Genomic DNA, 15,980 nt, shown 5'->3' on the forward strand with positions numbered 1-15,980 from the left:
GCGGATGTGCTTTGCTCGGTCCCTGCCATGGGCAGAAGGTCATGCTGTCTTCCTGCACCGCCTTGGTTAGGATGGACGCTGACCGTCCCGCGCCTGTCGCGGTGGCGGACCTGCCGTTTGCCGGGACCCTCCATGCGCCATCTGTTCGCCTCGCTCGCCCTCATGCTTGCCACCAGTACCGTCGCCCACGCTGAAAAACTCACCCTGGAAGCCATCACCGGTCCGCTGCCGTTGTCCGGCCCGACCCTGATGAAGCCGAAGGTGGCGCCGGATGGTTCGCGCGTGACCTTCCTGCGCGGCAAGGACAGCGACCGCAACCAGCTGGACCTGTGGAGCTATGACATCGGCAGCGGCCAGACCCGCCTGCTGGTGGATTCGAAGGTGGTGCTGCCCGGCACCGAAACCCTCAGCGACGAGGAAAAGGCCCGCCGCGAGCGCCAGCGCATCGCCGCCATGACCGGCATCGTCGACTACCAGTGGTCGCCGGACGCGCAGCGCCTGCTGTTCCCGCTGGGCGGCGAGCTGTACCTGTACGACCTCAAGCAGGAAGGCAAGGCTGCGGTGCGCCAGCTGACCCACGGCGAAGGCTTTGCCACCGACGCCAAGCTGTCGCCCAAGGGCGGCTTCGTCAGCTTCATCCGCGGCCGCAACCTGTGGGTGATCGACCTGGCCAGCGGAAAGCAGATGCAGCTGACCGGTGATGGCAGCACGACCATCGGCAACGGTATCGCCGAATTCGTCGCCGACGAAGAGATGGATCGCCATACCGGTTACTGGTGGGCACCCGACGATTCGGCCATCGCCTACGCCCGCATCGATGAAAGCCCGGTGCCGGTGCAGAAGCGTTACGAGGTCTATGCCGACCGCACCGATGTGATCGAACAGCGCTACCCGGCCGCCGGCGATGCCAACGTGCAGGTGAAGCTGGGCGTGATCTCGCCGGCCGAACATGCGCAGACGCAGTGGATCGACCTTGGCAAGGAACAGGACATCTACCTGGCCCGCGTCGATTGGCGCGATCCGCAGCACCTGAGCTTCCAGCGCCAGTCGCGCGACCAGAAGAAGCTCGACCTGGTGGAAGTCACCCTGGCCTCGAACCAGCAGCGCGTGCTGGCCCACGAGACCAGCCCGACCTGGGTGCCGCTGCACAACAGCCTGCGTTTCCTCGATGACGGCAGCGTGCTGTGGTCGTCCGAGCGCACCGGCTTCCAGCATCTGTACCGCATCGACAGCAAGGGCAAGGCCACCGCGCTGACCCACGGCAACTGGTCGGTGGATGAACTGCTGGCGGTCGATGAAAAGGCCGGCCTGGCGTACTTCCGTGCCGGCATCGAATCGGCGCGCGAAAGCCAGATCTACGCCGTCCCGCTGCAGGGGGGCCAGCCGCAGCGCCTGTCGAAGGCGCCAGGCATGCACAGCGCCAGCTTCGCGCGCAACGCCAGCGTGTACGTGGACAGCTGGTCCAACAACAGCACGCCGCCGCAGATCGAACTGTTCCGCGCCAGTGGCGAGAAGATCGCCACCCTGGTCGAGAACGATCTGGCCGATCCCAAGCATCCGTATGCACGCTACCGCGACGCGCAGCGCCCGGTCGAATTCGGCACGCTCACCGCGGCCGACGGCAGGACGCCGCTGAACTACAGCGTGATCAAGCCGGCAGGCTTTGATCCGGCCAAGCGCTACCCGGTGGCGGTGTACGTGTATGGCGGCCCGGCCAGCCAGACCGTCACCGACAGCTGGCCTGGCCGTGGCGACCATCTGTTCAACCAGTACCTGGCCCAGCAGGGCTATGTGGTGTTTTCGCTGGACAACCGCGGTACCCCGCGCCGCGGCCGTGACTTCGGTGGCGCGCTGTATGGCAAGCAGGGCACGGTGGAAGTGGCCGACCAGCTGCGCGGCGTGGCCTGGCTGAAGCAGCAGCCGTGGGTGGACCCGGCGCGCATCGGCGTGCAGGGCTGGTCCAACGGCGGCTACATGACCCTGATGCTGCTGGCCAAGGCGTCGGACAGCTACGCCTGTGGCGTGGCCGGCGCACCGGTCACCGATTGGGGCCTGTACGACAGCCACTACACCGAGCGCTACATGGACCTGCCGTCGCGCAACGACGCCGGTTACCGCGAAGCACGCGTGCTGACCCACATCGAGGGCCTGCGCTCGCCGCTGCTGCTGATCCACGGCATGGCCGACGACAACGTGCTGTTCACCAATTCGACCAGCCTGATGAGCGCGCTGCAGAAGCGCGGCCAGCCGTTTGAACTGATGACCTACCCCGGTGCCAAGCACGGCCTGTCCGGTGCCGACGCACTGCATCGCTACCGCGTTGCCGAAGCTTTCCTGGGGCGTTGCCTGAAACCTTGATCATCATCCGGGAAGGAGCCCGCCCATGACCCTGCCGCCGCCGATTCCTGCGCCCTCCACCCTGGCTTCCGGCTGGTGGTGCCGGCATTGGCGTTGGGCGATGCCGTTGGCGGTGCTGCTGTTCCTGGCCGCACTGGGCGGCGCCATCGCCTGGAGCCTGCTGCGCTGGACCGAGGCCGCGCACGACAGTGCGCCGATGCGCGAGGCCATGCGCCGCGCCGGCTGCAGCGTCGAACTGGTGCAGGTGTTCGGGGAACCGCTGCAGGCCGGCACGCTGCCGCTGGGCAGCATGCAGACCGCCATCAACGGCGAGCGCGACGTTGGCCTGACCGTGGCGCTGGAAGGGCCGCATGCGCACGGCCGCCTGTTCGTGAAGGGCACCCGCAGCGACGACGTGTGGGATTACCCGGTGATGTACGTGCTGGCCGAAGACAAGCAGACCTTCGACCTGAGCGCGCTGGATGATGCCGAGGCGGCCGGCGAATGCGAACTGCAGGCCTGTCGCGATCGTGGCGAATGCGCGCTGACGGCAGCGTTGTAGATGGCGTGACCTCCGGCCGATTGTCGCCACCGCCGTGAGCGCGTAGGGTGCGGGCAACCCTGTCCTGGAGTGCTCCATGAAGCCGATCGCGCTTGCCATCGCCCTGGCCCTGACCGCCGCCCCGCTGCTGTCGGCCCCACCGGCCCTGGCCGCACCGGCCGCCAAGGCCTCCACGCCGGCCAGCCCGGCCTGGGTCGCGCGCAGCAATGCACTGGCGCAGATCCTGCTGGATGCGCAGGGGCCGTTCCAGCCCGAGGAGACCGGCTTCTTCGGCGTGCCCGGCTATGACGACAAGGTCGCCGACCTCGGCCCGGACAACGACCAGCGCTACCGCGCCGCGATGGCCAAGGCCCGCGACGAACTGAAGGCCAAGCTGGCCAGCGAGAAGGATCCCAACGTCCGCCAGGACCTGGAGATCATGATCGCCGCCGCCAATCAGAGCATCGAAGGCAGCGAGCTCAACCAGAAGTACCTGCTGCCGTGGCGTGATGCGCCGCAGAGCGTGTTCAGCGGCCTCAACCTGCTGCTGTCCGACCAGGTGCCGGCCGAGCGCCGGGCCAAGGCGGTCGATCGCCTCAAGGCGTATGCGGGCCTGCAGCCGGGCGGCACCGCGTTCACCACGCTGGCCCGCCAGCGTTACGAAGAGCGGTTGAAGGACAGCACGCTGCTGCAGCCGACGAAGATCGAAGTGCAGCAGTCGCTGGACAACGTCGAGACCTACATCACCGGCATCGAGTCGTTGCTGAAGAAGTACCAGGTCACTGGTGCCGACGAGGCGATGAAGGCGCTTGCCGCACAGATGAAGGACTACGCCGCATGGACCCGCAAGGAGGTGCTGCCGAAGGCACGTGCCGATGCGCGCCTGCCGGCTCCGCTGTACGCCTACCAGCTCAAGCAGGTCGGCATTGATATCGACCCGAAGCTGCTGATGCAGCGCGCGCAGCTGGAGTTCATGGAAACCCGCTCGGCGATGCGCCAGCTGGCGCCGCTGGTGGTGAAAGAGAAGGGCCTGAAGGTCAGTGATCCGAGCGACCCGGTGGCGGTGATCCGTGCGCTGAAGGGCGAGAAGATTGCCGATGACCAGCTTGAAGGCCACTACCGCAAGGTGATCGATGCCATCGATCCGTTGATCCGAGAACACCGCATCGTCGACGTGCCGCAGCGCGCGATGCAGATGCGCTTGGGCTCGGCTGCCGAAAGCGCTGCCAGCCCGGCACCGCACTTCCTGCCTGCGCCGCTGGTCAACAACACCGGGCAGCAGGGCACCTTCGTGCTGCCGCTGGGCAACCCGGCCGCCGGTGCGGGTGCGCAGTACGACGACTTCAACTTCGGTTCGGCGGCCTGGACGCTGAGCGCGCATGAAGGCCGCCCGGGCCACGAGCTGCAGTTCACCGCGATGGTCGAGCGTGGCGTGTCGCTGGCGCGCACGATGTTCGCGTTCAATTCGGTGAACGTGGAAGGCTGGGCGCTGTATGCCGAGGCGGAGATGGTGCCGTACGAGCCGCTGGACGGGCAGATGATCGCGCTGCAGTTCCGCCTGCTGCGTGCCGCCCGCGCGATGCTGGACCCGATGCTCAATCTCGGCCTGACCGACCGTGCCAACGGCGAGCGCGTGCTGATCGAGCAGGTGGGTCTGTCCAAGGCGATGGCCACCCAGGAACTGGACCGTTACATGGTGCGCATGCCGGGCCAGGCGGGCAGCTACTTCTACGGCTACACCCGCATCCTCGAACTGCGCATGCAGACCGAGCTGGCACTGGGCGCGAAGTTCGACCGCTTGGCGTTCAACAACTTCCTGCTCGACCAGGGCCTGTTGCCGCCGGACCAGCTGGCCGAAGCCGTGCAGCAGCAGTTCGTCCCGAAATACAGGAAGAACTGACCGGTAGTGCCGGCCGCTGGCCGGCATTGCCTTTGCCTGCGGTTGCCGGCCAGCGGCCGGCACTACCGCCACCCAGTGCAGCCGCTTCGCGCTTGAGGCGAGCCACAGCGGCATCGGTCTGGCCCTGCGTGCCGAAGCCCACCGCCGAAGACGATTCCAGCTGGGCGATTTCCTGCGAACCGGCGGGCGGCGTCGAATAGATCTGCACCTGGGACGGATCGATCGGCGCGCGGGCGCGGCCCAGCATGACTTTGGAGGTACTGGCGCAACCGGCAACGGTCAGCAGCATGGCCGCCAAGGCGACCCAACGGATGTTCATGGCGTATACCCCTGTAGGACTGGTTCGGATCATCAGCCGGGCACTCTGAATCGGCGCCAACATCGGGGCTCGACCCATGGCCGCACGCTAGCACGGGGCCGGTGAGGCTGACGGCAACGGCGGTAGGCGGCACTGCCTGGAACGGCTATGGTTGGCGCATGAACAACCACGGGAGGGCGCTATGGGTGTGATCAGTCTGTTGTGGGGCGTGCTGGCGCTGCTGTGGATGATCCTGGCGTTGATACCGCTGCTGGGCTGGGGCAACTGGTTCCTGATCCCGTTCGCCGCGGTCGGCGCGATCATCGCCGCGCTCGGCATCCTGTTCACCCACCCCAGCAAGCGCGGCCGGGCGTGGACCGGGCTGATCCTGAACGGCATCGTGGTGGTGGTCGGCATCCTGCGCCTGGGGCTGGGCGGCGGCGTGATCTGAGCCGGCCGGGCCGGTGCGACCGGGCGTCGCAGGGACACGGCCGCCGGCCGGGCAGGGAGTAGAATGGGCGGCTGCGCGAGCCCCCCGCGTGCCTGTCGAACCGCGCCCTGCGCGGCTGCTCCCATGATCATTCGTTCCCGCCCCCACGGCTGGCAACTGCTGTACATCCTGCGTGGCTCCATCGTTCCGGCGATCGCGCCGAAGGTGCTGGCCATCCTCATCCTGTCCATCGCGGTCGCCGCGGTGGTGGAGCTGGCGCCGCCAATCGGCATCGAGCGCGTTTCGGTCACCCCGTTCACCCTGCTCGGCCTGGTTCTGTCGATCTTCCTCAGCTTCCGCAACAGCGCCTGCTACGACCGCTGGTGGGAGGGCCGCAAGCTGTGGGGCCAACTGGTGTTCGAATCGCGCTCGCTGGCGCGGCAGGTACAGGTGCTGCTGGCCGACGACGCGCCGCGCCGCCAGCGCCTCGGCTACCTGACCACCGCCTTCGCCCATGCACTGGCCGCGCGCCTGCGCGCCCGCGACGTTGCGCTGGCGGCGGTGCCATGGCTGGACGAGGAACAGCGCGGGCAGCTCGCCCAGCGCGGGAACGTGCCCGATGCGTTGCTGGCGATGATCGCCGCCGAACTGGCCCAAGCCCGTCGCGCCGGCACGCTCGATTCCATTCTTTACGTCCAGCTGGAAGAGCGCCTGCACGCGATGTCCTCGATCCAGGCTGGCTGCGAACGCATCCTGACCACCCCGCTGCCGTTCGCCTACACCCTGCTGCTGCACCGCTGCGCGTGGATGTTCTGCGTGCTGCTGCCGTTCGGCCTGGCCAGCTCGCTGGGCTGGGCCACGCCGGTGCTGTCGGCGGTGCTGGCCTACGCCTTCTTCGGCCTGGACCAGCTGGGTGAAGAAATGGAAGACCCGTTCGGCCTGGAGCCGAACGACCTGCCGCTGGACGCGCTGGTGCGCACCATCGAGATCGACCAGCTCGACGCCCTCGGCGAACGCCCGTTGCCCGCACCCCTGCTGCCGCAGGGCTACCTGTTGCAATAGCCACTCCCCGGAGCCTGCCATGCCTCATCCCCATTACCGCCCGCGGCGCATGCGCCATGACGAATTCTCGCGCCGCCTGATGCGCGAGAACACGCTGACCACCGACGACCTGATCTATCCGGTGTTCGTGCACGAACCGGCCGGTCGCGTTGCGGTGCCGTCGATGCCGGGCGTGGAGCGGCTGTCGATCGAAGAGCTGCTGAAGGTTGCCGAGGAGGCGCTGGAACTGGGCATCCCGGTGATCGACCTGTTCCCGGTGCTGGATGCCTCGCAGAAGTCGCTGGACGCCTCGGCGGCGTGGGCCGAGGACGGCCTGGCGCAGCGTGCGATCCGCGCGCTGAAGTCGCGCTTCCCGGAGCTGGGGGTGATGACCGACGTGGCCCTGGATCCGTACACCACGCACGGCCAGGACGGCATCATCGATGACAAGGGCTACGTGCTCAACGACATCACCGTCGAAGCGCTGGTCAAGCAGTCGCTGTCGCATGCCGAGGCAGGCGCGGACATCATTTCGCCGTCGGACATGATGGATGGCCGCATCGGTGCGATCCGTCGTGCGCTGGACGCCGACCACCACCTCAACGTGCGCATCATGGCCTACTCGGCCAAGTACGCGTCGGCGTTCTACGGTCCGTTCCGCGATGCGGTGGGCAGCGCGGCCAGCCTCGGCAAGGCCGACAAGAAGACCTACCAGATGGACCCGGCCAACGGTGACGAGGCGATGCGCGAGATCGCGCTGGACCTGGAGGAGGGCGCGGACATGGTGATGGTCAAGCCGGGCATGCCGTACCTGGACCTGGTGCGGCGGGTGAAGGAAACCTTCGGGGTTCCGACCTTCGCTTACCAGGTCAGTGGCGAGTACGCGATGATGAAGGCGGCGTTCGCCAACGGCTGGCTGGACGAGCGCGCCTGCGTGCTGGAATCGCTGCTGGGCTTCAAGCGTGCCGGCGCCGATGGCGTGCTGACCTATTTCGCGCCGCAGGTGGCGCGTTGGCTGCGCGAGCGCTGACAATAGCGCCCACGACGGACGGAGGAACACGCGATGGGACCTGAAATGGGTTGGATGCAATGGTTGATCTGGGGCACCGGTACGCTGGTGTTCGGGGCCATCATCGTCGGCGTGTTCGTTGCTGCCTGGCGCGCCGCGCGGCGCCCGCCCGAGCAGCTCTCCGCTGCGGCCCGGGTCGCCCGCGAGCAGGCCGTGCCGGAAAGCGTGCAGGCCGAACTGGCCGCACTGAACCGGCGCAAGGACAAAGGCCAGCTCAGCGAAGCGGAGTACGAACAGCAGCGCGCGAAGGTGCTGTCGCGCTGAGCGCCGTGGCCCGGGACCCGGGCCATCCACGCATGGCGTGGATCTACTGGTAGCCGCCAACCTTGGTTGGCGGTTTTGTTTCTGTGCCGACCAAGGTCGGCACCTACCGGAGCGGGGGGGGCGGTCGGTATCCACCGAACCGTCATCCACGCATGGCGTGGATCTACTGCATGCACGCGGGCACTGCCGCCACCTTCGGCACGGCCAGCCGGTATACATCCACGCCACCGGCGCGGGGCGACTTCGCCGCGCTGCTGGCCACCATCATTTCGCCCGGCTTGGCGTTGTCGACCACCGGCGCACCGGTCCAGCCGCCGGCCTGGTTGAACGACAGTCCGATCGGCTGCAGCGCAGCGCCCGTCCATGCACAACCGCTGGTCCAGACCTGCGCGGTGTCACCGCTGCCCCGGCTGAAGGCCACCGCGCCAGCGCTGCCCAGCCAGTCGCCATCGGTTTCATCGGCGGGGCTGTTCAATGCCTGCAATGCCGTCGCCGGGCCTCGCACGCCCTGCGCGTCCAACGAGGCCACGAACAGGTCCCAGCCGGCACCACGGCCCTGCTGGCGGGCAAACAGCAGCTGTCGCCCGTCCGCGCTCAATGCCGGCCCGCGCTCTTCATGGCGGACACCATCGCCTGCCAGCGCTTGCGGCGCCCCCACGCTGCCATCGGCGGCGATCGCCGCCCGGTACAGCCCCGACCGGCCCTCGCGGCCTGCGGCGAACAGCAGCCAGCGGCCATCGCGGCTGAAATACGGATCGCGCACCTCGCCGGACACAGCCAGCGGCAACGCCTGCGCCTGCTGCCAGCGGCCGTCGACCACGCTCGCCTGCCACAGCCCCCAGCCGGCCTCGCCACGGCGGGCGAAGACGATGCGCTGGCCATCGGCGCTGATCGTGGCCCGGCCTTCATCGGCACGGGTGGAGACCACGCCCATGCCTTCGATGCCGTACTCGTTCAACGCCATCGCCACCGGGGCAGAGAGTAGACTGGCGGCGAGCACCAGCAGGGTCGGGGCGATACGCATCATCCAGGTCCATGCACGAAAGAGCACCAGTCTAGCCAGCTTGAGGATTCCATGACCGATCGTTACGCCGTCTTCGGACACCCCGTCGCCCACTCGAAGTCGCCGCAGATCCATGCGGCGTTCGGTCGCCAGGAAGGCATCTCCCTCGACTACCGCAGCATCGATCTCGCCCCGGACGCATTCCTGGCCGGGCTGGAGGCGTTCGCCTCCGAAGGCGGGGTCGGTGCCAACGTCACCTCGCCGCACAAGGAAGCGGCGTTCTCGGTGTGCACTACGCTGACCGCACGCGCGCGCCGCGCCGGCTCGGTCAATACCCTGCTGCGCAAGGGCGACCGCTGGCACGGTGACACCACCGATGGCATCGGCCTGGTGCGTGACCTCACCGACCGCCACAGCCTGGACCTGCGCGGCCGCCGCGTGCTGCTGCTGGGCGCCGGTGGTTCCGCGCGCAGCGTCGCTCCGGCGCTGCTGGATGCCGGCATCACCGAACTGGTGGTGGTCAACCGCACGCCGGAACGTGCCGATGAACTGATCGATGCCATGGGCGAGCCGGGCCGCGCGCTCAGCCGCTACTGGGACGATCTGCGCGACCTCGGTGATTTCGAACTGATCCTCAACGCCACCTCGGCCGGCCGCGATCGCGACGCCGAGTTCAAGCTGCCGCTGTCGCTGGTCAATTCGATGACCACGGCCGTCGACCTGAACTACGGCGAGGCCGCCATCGCCTTCCTGGCCTGGGCGCGCGCCGCGCAGTGCCGCAACACGGTCGATGGCCTGGGCATGCTGGTCGAGCAGGCGGCGGAGAGCTTCCTGCAGTGGCATGCCGTACGCCCGCAGACCGACGAGGTCTACCAGCAGCTGCGCGCCGGTGCCGGCGCCTTCGCCGGGCAGGACTGATCGATGGATACCCAGGCTCTGATGGTCTCCCTGCTGACCATGGTCGGCGTGCGCCTGCCGGTGCTGATTGCCCTGTGCGTCGGCCTGGTCTGGGTGATGGGCGCGCCGCGCGATCCGGCACGTACCGGCGCGCTGACCGGCCTGCTGCTGTTGCTGGCGTCCAGCATGGGCAGCCTGCTGGCCAACCTGGTGCCGATGTGGATGGTCAGCAACGGTGACTTCGGCGCGATCTCGCAGCTGAGCACCGTGCTGGGCGTGGTGCACTTCGGCCTGGCGATGCTGGATGCCGTCGGCACGGTCCTGCTGGTCTGGGCGCTGGTACGGTTGCTGCGGCTGCGCGCCGCTACACCCTGACTCCGATGGCGGCCTTGGCCGCGTCGGTAGCGTTGCGGGGCGTGCATCCAGCCATCGTGCGACGCGGCTGACCCTGTTCAGCGCCCGCGCCTCGGAGCCCGTGGCCGGCCATGCGACAATGGCCGGCCTGACCCCGCTACGGTAGTTCTGGCGTGACCGAAACCGTCGCCGCTCCACGCAAGCTCGATGACACCTTGAAGGACGCGATCCGCAAGGCGTACACGACGCTGCAGGCCAACACCCCCGGCTTCTCCACCCGCCGCTCGCAGAGCCAGATGATCGGCGTGGTGTCGCGTGCGCTGTCCACCAGCGGAGGCGTGGGCGTGGTCGAGGCACCGACCGGCGTTGGCAAGAGCCTGGGCTACCTGACCGCCGGGGTGCCGATTGCCCTGGCCAGCAAGAAGAAGCTGGTGATCAGCACCGGTACCGTGGCGCTGCAGTCGCAGCTGGTCGAGCGCGATATTCCGAACTTCCTCAAGGCCACCGGCCTGGAGGCGACCGTTGCCCTGGCCAAGGGCCGCACCCGCTACCTGTGCACGCGCAACGCCGCCGAGGCGCACGGCGAGGGCGCGCAGAACGGCATGTTCGAGGACGAGCAGCCGCTGTTCGACCGCCCGCTGGCGCCGATCGAGATGGACATCGCCAAGCGCCTCACCGTGGCCTTCACCAGCGGCAGCTGGGACGGCGACATCGACAACGCACCGGAAACCATCAGTCCTGGCCTGCGCAGCCGCATCACCACCCCGGCCTCAGGCTGCGCGGGGCGACGCTGCGCGTACTCGGCGCAGTGCGCGGTGCTGCGCTCGCGCAACACCGTGCGCGATGCGCAGATCGTGGTCACCAACCACGCGTTGCTGCTGTCGGCGCTGTCCATTGGTGACAGCGACAACGGCCAGCCGATGATCGCCGCGCCGTCGGACATGCTGCTGGTGCTCGACGAAGGCCACCATGTTGGCAATGTGGCCATTGATCAGGGCGCGGCCAGCCTGGCATTGGATGAAATGGCCAAGCGCACCGGCCGCCTGCAGATCCTGATCGCCGGTGCCTACCGCGCGGTCGACAAGGATCGCCTCGGCAACCTTCTGCCGAACGAAGCCATCGACGCGGCCAGCAACGTGGCCAAGGGTCTGCGTGCGTTCCGCGACCACGTCGAGGCGGTATGGATGCCGGCGCCGGCCGACGAGGAGCCGATGTGGCGCGCGGCCAACGGACGCCTGCCCGAGGCCTGGCGCGAGCCGATCGAGGCGCTGGCCGACGATACCCGCAGCCTCTACAACTGGGCGCACGCGGCCACCGCGCAGGTCGCCAAGGGCAAGCCGGACGATCCGGCGCGCGAGCGCCTGCAGCGCAACCTCGGCATGGCGCTGGAGATGATCGAGCAGCAGTACAACCTGTGGCAGGTCTGGCGCCGCGAAGACAAGGAAGGCGCGCCACCGATGGCACGCTGGGTGACCGCCACCCGCGATGGCGACCTGGTGCTGCATGGCTCGCCGGTGTCGGCCGCGCACGTGCTGCGCAAGCTGTTGTGGGATGAAGTGGATTCGGTGGTGATGACCTCGGCGACGCTGACCGGTGGCGGCGACTTCCAGGCGCTGGCGATCGACAACGGCATCCCCGAAACCGCCGAGATGGTCTCGCTGTCCTCACCGTTCGACCTGCCCAACCAGGCCGAGCTGATCGTGCCGCCGTTCCCGGTCACGCCCGATGACCGCGAAGGCCATCCGCGCGAAGTGGCGCGCTACATCGGCAAGGAACTGGACTGGACGAAGGGCTCGATGGTGCTGTTCACCTCGCGCTGGAAGATGGAGAAGGTGGCGGGCCTGATGCCGGCCGCCAAGCGCAAGCAGGTGCTGGTGCAGGGCGAGATGTCGAAGACGCGCATGATCGATGAACACCTGCGCCGTGTCGCCGCCGGCGAGGGTTCGGTGCTGTTCGGGCTGAACTCGTTCGGCGAAGGCCTGGATCTTCCCGGTGAGGCCTGCACCACGGTGGTGATCACCCAGGTGCCGTTCGCGGTGCCGACCGATCCGCAGACCGCCACCCTGAGCGAATGGGTGGAAGCGCGTGGGCTCAATGCGTTCAACCTGATCGCGATCCCGCATGCGCTGCGCACGCTGACCCAGTTCGCCGGCCGCCTGATCCGCACCTCCACCGACACCGGGCGGGTGATCATTCTCGACTCGCGCCTGCTGACCCGCCGTTACGGCAAGCGCATCATCGACGCGCTGCCGCCGTTCAAGCGCACCATCGGCTGAGCTGCGGGGTCAGATCCCCTCCGCAGGAAGGGCTCTGACCCGGCCGCGCGAGCAGGGCGTTTAGCCTTTCAGGCCTGCGACTGCGGGCACGACTCGAATGCCAGTGCGTAGGGCCGGTACATGCAGCGGATCAGGTCATCCACGGTCTGCAGCCGCGGCGGCCATGCGACGCGCTGCGGGCCTTGCCTGGTCTGCAATCCGGCGATGCCGTCGCTGAGCGTGGCGCCCGGCGGCAGCGGCAGCGTCGCCAACCGCGCGCGGGCACGTCGCAGTGCCGGCAGGTCGTCGTCGAGAAAGGCGATGGTCGCATCCACATAATGGTTCCATCCTTCCGGATCGGCGCCCGCCGGCTTGTACGTCAAGCGCATCAGCGCGCTGGCCGGATCGCGCTGCCCCGCGTAGGCGCGCAGTTGCGCCTCGTGCCAGGCCAACGCTGGGTGGCCGCTTGCCTTGGCCTGGCGCCGGTATGCGGCGAACAGGTCAGCCAGTTCCAACTGGCAGCCGGCGCGCCGGACCAGCGCGTCCCAACCCTCGCCGGGGCCGTGGTCGAATGCTGCCGGAGACATCGCCAGCAGTTGGGCATGATTGTCGAAGCGGCATTCGTCGGCGAACGCCGGCGTGGACGCAGTGGCCAGTGCCAGCGATATCAGGCTGAGGAAACGGCGCATCAGGACGTCCATGTGTGGGGCCGCACATGATGCACCCCTGGGGTGGACGGTGCCGACCACTGGACGGCACGACAGGCAACGTGCGCTGCAGCTGCCGGCCAGCGGCCGGCACTACCGATCTTCAGTCGCCGAGCAGGGCGGTGTTGCGCACGGCGCCCTTGTCGGCGCTGGTGGCCAGCAGGGCATAGGCCTTCAACGCGCTGGTGACTTTGCGTGGTCGCGGTGCGCGCGGCTTCCAGCCCCGTGCATCGGCGTCGGCGCGGCGCTGGGCCAGCGTCGCCTCCTCCACCAGCAGGTCGATGCGGCGGGCCGGGATGTCGATGCGGATGCGGTCGCCATCCTCCACCAGTCCGATCACACCGCCGCTGGCCGCTTCCGGCGAAACGTGGCCGATCGACAGGCCCGAGGTGCCACCGGAGAATCGGCCGTCGGTCAGCAATGCGCACTGCTTGCCCAGGCCTTTCGACTTCAGGTAGCTGGTCGGGTACAGCATCTCCTGCATGCCCGGGCCGCCCTTCGGGCCTTCGTAGCGGATCACCACTACGTCGCCGGGCTTCACTTCATCGGCAAGAATGCCGGCCACGGCGGCGTCCTGGCTTTCGAACACGCGCGCATTGCCTTCGAACACGTGGATCGATTCGTCCACGCCTGCCGTCTTCACCACGCAGCCGTCGACGGCGAGGTTGCCGCGCAGCACGGCCAGCCCGCCTTCCTGCGAATAGGCATGTTCCAGCGCACGGATGCAGCCTTCGGCGCGATCCTGGTCCAGCGACGGCCAGCGCGTGGCCTGGCTGAAGGCCTCCTGGGTGGGAATGCCTGCGGGACCGGCCTTGAAGAAGGTGTGCAGGGTGTCGTTGTCGCTGCGCATCACGTCCCAGCGATCCAGTGCTTCACCGAGCGTGGTGCTGTGCACGGTCGGCACCGAGGTATCCAGCAGGCCGGCGCGATCCAGTTCACCGAGGATGCCGAACACACCACCGGCGCGGTGCACGTCCTCGATGTGATATTTCGGCGTGTTCGGTGCCACCTTGCACAGCTGCGGCACGCGCCGCGACAGTGCATCGATGTGGGTCAGGTCGAAGTCGACCTCGCCTTCCTGCGCGGCGGCCAGCAGGTGCAGGATGGTATTGGTCGAGCCGCCCATGGCGATGTCCAGGGTCATGGCGTTGGCGAACGCGGCCTGGGTGGCGATGCCGCGCGGCAGCGCACGCGGGTCTTCGCCGCCATACCAGCGGTGGCAGAGTTCGACGATCAGGCGGCCGGCGCGACGGAACAGCGCTTCACGGTCGGCATGCGTGGCCAGGGTGGTGCCGTTGCCCGGCAGCGACAGGCCCAGTGCTTCGGTCAGGCAGTTCATCGAATTGGCGGTGAACATGCCCGAGCACGAGCCACAGGTGGGGCAGGCGCTGCGCTCGTAGTCGGCGACCTTCTCGTCCGAAGCGCTGTCATCGGCAGCGACGACCATCGCGTCGACCAGGTCCAGCTTGTGCTCGGACAGCTTGGTCTTGCCGGCTTCCATTGGTCCGCCGGAGACGAACACCACCGGGATGTCCAGGCGCAGCGCCGCCATCAGCATGCCGGGGGTGATCTTGTCGCAGTTGCTGATGCACACCAGCGCATCGGCGCAGTGGGCATTGACCATGTATTCGACGGCGTCGGCGATGATCTCGCGGCTGGGCAGCGAGTACAGCATGCCGTCGTGGCCCATGGCGATGCCGTCGTCCACGGCGATGGTGTTGAATTCCTTGGCGACGCCGCCAACCTGTTCGATCTCGCGCGCGACCAGCTGGCCAAGGTCCTTCAGGTGCACGTGGCCGGGCACGAACTGGGTGAAGGAGTTGGCGATGGCGATGATCGGCTTGTGGAAGTCGCCATCCTTCATGCCGGTGGCACGCCACAGGGCGCGGGCACCGGCCATGTTGCGGCCGGCGGTGGAGGTGCGGGAGCGGTATTCGGGCATGGCTGGCGGAACGGGCGGGCCGTACGACGTGGGGGTCGGTTGATCATGGCCAATTTTTTCGGTTGCTGCTGCAACCACCGGAGGCGGTCCGGCAGGGCTGCGCCCTGCACCTGCCGAATCAACGTCAACGTCAAAATCAAAAGCGGGCTATCCGCGGGATGGCGGGGTGGGTCCGGTGGCGGGGGACGCAACCGGACCCACCCCGCCTCCGACAGGTGGCCGTGGGCCAGTAGATCCACGCCATGCGTGGATCAAGCTCGGGATGACAACGAAAATGAAATTCCGTTCATCTTTCCTACTTTGCCGATTCCGGTTGTTGGCCCGGATTTGGCATGATGGGGCATTGTTCCGACTTGAAGGCATGAGGCCATGAAACGTTCCCGCACCACTGCGCTGCTGCTGATGAGCGCTGCGCCGCTGCTGTTCACTGCCTGCCAGAAGGAAGAGCAGGTGCAGGTGCAGGAAGGCCTGTATACCTCGGTGGAGGCCTGCACCACGGCTACCGCTGATCCTTCGGCGTGCCGCAATGCGTTTGCCGAGGCGCAGAAGAAGTCTGCCGACGCAGCGCCGAAGTACGCGACCAAGGAAGCCTGCGAACAGGATTACAAGCCTGAGCAGTGCGTGCAGCAGCACACCTCGGCCGGCACCTCGTTCATCGGTCCGATGATGATGGGCTTCTTCATGTCGCAGATGCTGAGCAACCGCGGTGGCCTGGCCCCGCAGGCGCCGGCTTCGGCGCCGGCCTACCAGGACAAGAGCGCCGGTTGGGCGCGTCCTGCCCCGGGCGGCAGCGGCGGCCTGAACACCGCCAGCGGCATCGGCGCGGGCAAGGCCGGGCTGGCCCCGGTCAGCAGCGAACCGAACCGTGCGGTGACCGCCAGCCGCAGCGGCTTTGGCAGCACCAGTGCGCGCCGCAGCGGCAGCAGCGTCGGCGGCTGATCG

At 68.0% G+C, this 15,980-nt stretch carries 14 protein-coding genes and 1 pseudogene; 11 read left to right on the forward strand and 4 right to left on the reverse strand.

Going from position 1 to position 15,980, the window contains the following annotated elements:
• Positions 1-132 precede the first annotated feature (132 nt).
• The 3 genes from AC1DCU_RS06220 (at position 133) to AC1DCU_RS06230 (ending at position 4,778) form a co-directional block, all read left to right on the forward strand.
• Positions 133-2,358, forward strand: coding sequence for a S9 family peptidase (locus AC1DCU_RS06220; RefSeq protein WP_442251313.1), 2,226 nt, complete (start codon positions 133-135; stop codon positions 2,356-2,358).
• Between the two features lie 25 nt (positions 2,359-2,383).
• Positions 2,384-2,899 carry a cytochrome c oxidase assembly factor Coa1 family protein gene (locus AC1DCU_RS06225; protein ID WP_032976843.1) on the forward strand — a complete coding sequence of 172 codons (516 nt, stop codon included), beginning with the start codon at positions 2,384-2,386 and terminating at the stop codon, positions 2,897-2,899.
• Positions 2,900-2,975: 76 nt separating this feature from the next.
• Positions 2,976-4,778 carry a DUF885 domain-containing protein gene (locus AC1DCU_RS06230; protein WP_154881230.1) on the forward strand — a complete coding sequence of 601 codons (1,803 nt, stop codon included), beginning with the start codon at positions 2,976-2,978 and terminating at the stop codon, positions 4,776-4,778.
• A gap of 69 nt (positions 4,779-4,847) precedes the next feature.
• On the opposite strand, the pseudogene AC1DCU_RS06235 reads toward AC1DCU_RS06230, so the two are convergent.
• Positions 4,848-5,097: pseudogene (locus AC1DCU_RS06235) on the reverse strand (hypothetical protein); the annotation flags it as partial.
• Between the two features lie 181 nt (positions 5,098-5,278).
• On the opposite strand from AC1DCU_RS06235, the gene AC1DCU_RS06240 reads away from it, so the two are divergent.
• The 4 genes from AC1DCU_RS06240 to AC1DCU_RS06255 all read left to right on the forward strand — a co-directional run bounded on the left by AC1DCU_RS06240 (position 5,279) and on the right by AC1DCU_RS06255 (position 7,880).
• Complete coding sequence (locus tag AC1DCU_RS06240; protein ID WP_032952021.1) at positions 5,279-5,527, forward strand: hypothetical protein; 249 nt, start codon at positions 5,279-5,281, stop codon at positions 5,525-5,527.
• A gap of 123 nt (positions 5,528-5,650) precedes the next feature.
• Positions 5,651-6,568, forward strand: coding sequence for a bestrophin family protein (locus AC1DCU_RS06245; RefSeq protein WP_312963137.1), 918 nt, complete (start codon positions 5,651-5,653; stop codon positions 6,566-6,568).
• Positions 6,569-6,587: 19 nt separating this feature from the next.
• Positions 6,588-7,577 (forward strand): porphobilinogen synthase, encoded by a 990-nt coding sequence (hemB, locus tag AC1DCU_RS06250; protein ID WP_025877543.1) that lies wholly within the window; start codon positions 6,588-6,590, stop codon positions 7,575-7,577.
• Between the two features lie 33 nt (positions 7,578-7,610).
• The gene (locus AC1DCU_RS06255) at positions 7,611-7,880 is read left to right on the forward strand and encodes a gas vesicle protein GvpG (RefSeq protein WP_312963134.1); all 270 of its coding nucleotides are present in this window, start codon (positions 7,611-7,613) and stop codon (positions 7,878-7,880) included.
• Positions 7,881-8,043: 163 nt separating this feature from the next.
• Here the strand turns inward: AC1DCU_RS06255 and AC1DCU_RS06260 are convergent, their stop codons facing one another.
• Positions 8,044-8,907 (reverse strand): hypothetical protein, encoded by an 864-nt coding sequence (locus tag AC1DCU_RS06260; RefSeq protein WP_312963132.1) that lies wholly within the window; start codon positions 8,905-8,907, stop codon positions 8,044-8,046.
• Between the two features lie 48 nt (positions 8,908-8,955).
• Here AC1DCU_RS06260 and aroE point away from each other — a divergent pair, with 48 nt between their 5' ends.
• The 3 genes from aroE to dinG all read left to right on the forward strand — a co-directional run bounded on the left by aroE (position 8,956) and on the right by dinG (position 12,410).
• Positions 8,956-9,801 carry a shikimate dehydrogenase gene (aroE, locus tag AC1DCU_RS06265; protein WP_033832490.1) on the forward strand — a complete coding sequence of 282 codons (846 nt, stop codon included), beginning with the start codon at positions 8,956-8,958 and terminating at the stop codon, positions 9,799-9,801.
• 3 nt (positions 9,802-9,804) lie between these two features.
• Complete coding sequence (locus AC1DCU_RS06270; protein ID WP_088101842.1) at positions 9,805-10,155, forward strand: hypothetical protein; 351 nt, start codon at positions 9,805-9,807, stop codon at positions 10,153-10,155.
• 152 nt (positions 10,156-10,307) lie between these two features.
• Positions 10,308-12,410 carry an ATP-dependent DNA helicase DinG gene (gene dinG / locus AC1DCU_RS06275; RefSeq protein WP_025877533.1) on the forward strand — a complete coding sequence of 701 codons (2,103 nt, stop codon included), beginning with the start codon at positions 10,308-10,310 and terminating at the stop codon, positions 12,408-12,410.
• Positions 12,411-12,478: 68 nt separating this feature from the next.
• Here dinG and AC1DCU_RS06280 read toward each other — a convergent pair whose 3' ends face one another.
• Positions 12,479-13,078: a hypothetical protein gene (locus AC1DCU_RS06280; protein ID WP_312964989.1), complete on the reverse strand. Its 600-nt coding sequence runs from the start codon at positions 13,076-13,078 to the stop codon at positions 12,479-12,481.
• A 121-nt stretch (positions 13,079-13,199) separates the two neighbouring features.
• Positions 13,200-15,038: a dihydroxy-acid dehydratase gene (gene ilvD / locus AC1DCU_RS06285; RefSeq protein ID WP_442251316.1), complete on the reverse strand. Its 1,839-nt coding sequence runs from the start codon at positions 15,036-15,038 to the stop codon at positions 13,200-13,202.
• A 369-nt stretch (positions 15,039-15,407) separates the two neighbouring features.
• Here ilvD and AC1DCU_RS06290 point away from each other — a divergent pair, with 369 nt between their 5' ends.
• On the forward strand, positions 15,408-15,977 hold the full coding sequence (locus tag AC1DCU_RS06290) for a DUF1190 domain-containing protein (RefSeq protein WP_032976852.1): 570 nt from the start codon (positions 15,408-15,410) through the stop codon (positions 15,975-15,977).
• Positions 15,978-15,980 lie beyond the last annotated feature (3 nt).

Source organism: Stenotrophomonas sp. 10L48 (genome assembly GCF_056395105.1).

Coding starts and splice junctions, on each gene's coding strand:
- AC1DCU_RS06220 (WP_442251313.1), top strand. CDS start 133: ATGCGCCATCTGTTCGCCTCGCTCGCCCTCATGCTTGCCACCAGTACC.
- AC1DCU_RS06225 (WP_032976843.1), top strand. CDS start 2,384: ATGACCCTGCCGCCGCCGATTCCTGCGCCCTCCACCCTGGCTTCCGGC.
- AC1DCU_RS06230 (WP_154881230.1), top strand. CDS start 2,976: ATGAAGCCGATCGCGCTTGCCATCGCCCTGGCCCTGACCGCCGCCCCG.
- AC1DCU_RS06240 (WP_032952021.1), top strand. CDS start 5,279: ATGGGTGTGATCAGTCTGTTGTGGGGCGTGCTGGCGCTGCTGTGGATG.
- AC1DCU_RS06245 (WP_312963137.1), top strand. CDS start 5,651: ATGATCATTCGTTCCCGCCCCCACGGCTGGCAACTGCTGTACATCCTG.
- hemB (WP_025877543.1), top strand. CDS start 6,588: ATGCCTCATCCCCATTACCGCCCGCGGCGCATGCGCCATGACGAATTC.
- AC1DCU_RS06255 (WP_312963134.1), top strand. CDS start 7,611: ATGGGACCTGAAATGGGTTGGATGCAATGGTTGATCTGGGGCACCGGT.
- AC1DCU_RS06260 (WP_312963132.1), bottom strand. CDS start 8,907: ATGATGCGTATCGCCCCGACCCTGCTGGTGCTCGCCGCCAGTCTACTC.
- aroE (WP_033832490.1), top strand. CDS start 8,956: ATGACCGATCGTTACGCCGTCTTCGGACACCCCGTCGCCCACTCGAAG.
- AC1DCU_RS06270 (WP_088101842.1), top strand. CDS start 9,805: ATGGATACCCAGGCTCTGATGGTCTCCCTGCTGACCATGGTCGGCGTG.
- AC1DCU_RS06280 (WP_312964989.1), bottom strand. CDS start 13,078: ATGCGCCGTTTCCTCAGCCTGATATCGCTGGCACTGGCCACTGCGTCC.
- ilvD (WP_442251316.1), bottom strand. CDS start 15,038: ATGCCCGAATACCGCTCCCGCACCTCCACCGCCGGCCGCAACATGGCC.
- AC1DCU_RS06290 (WP_032976852.1), top strand. CDS start 15,408: ATGAAACGTTCCCGCACCACTGCGCTGCTGCTGATGAGCGCTGCGCCG.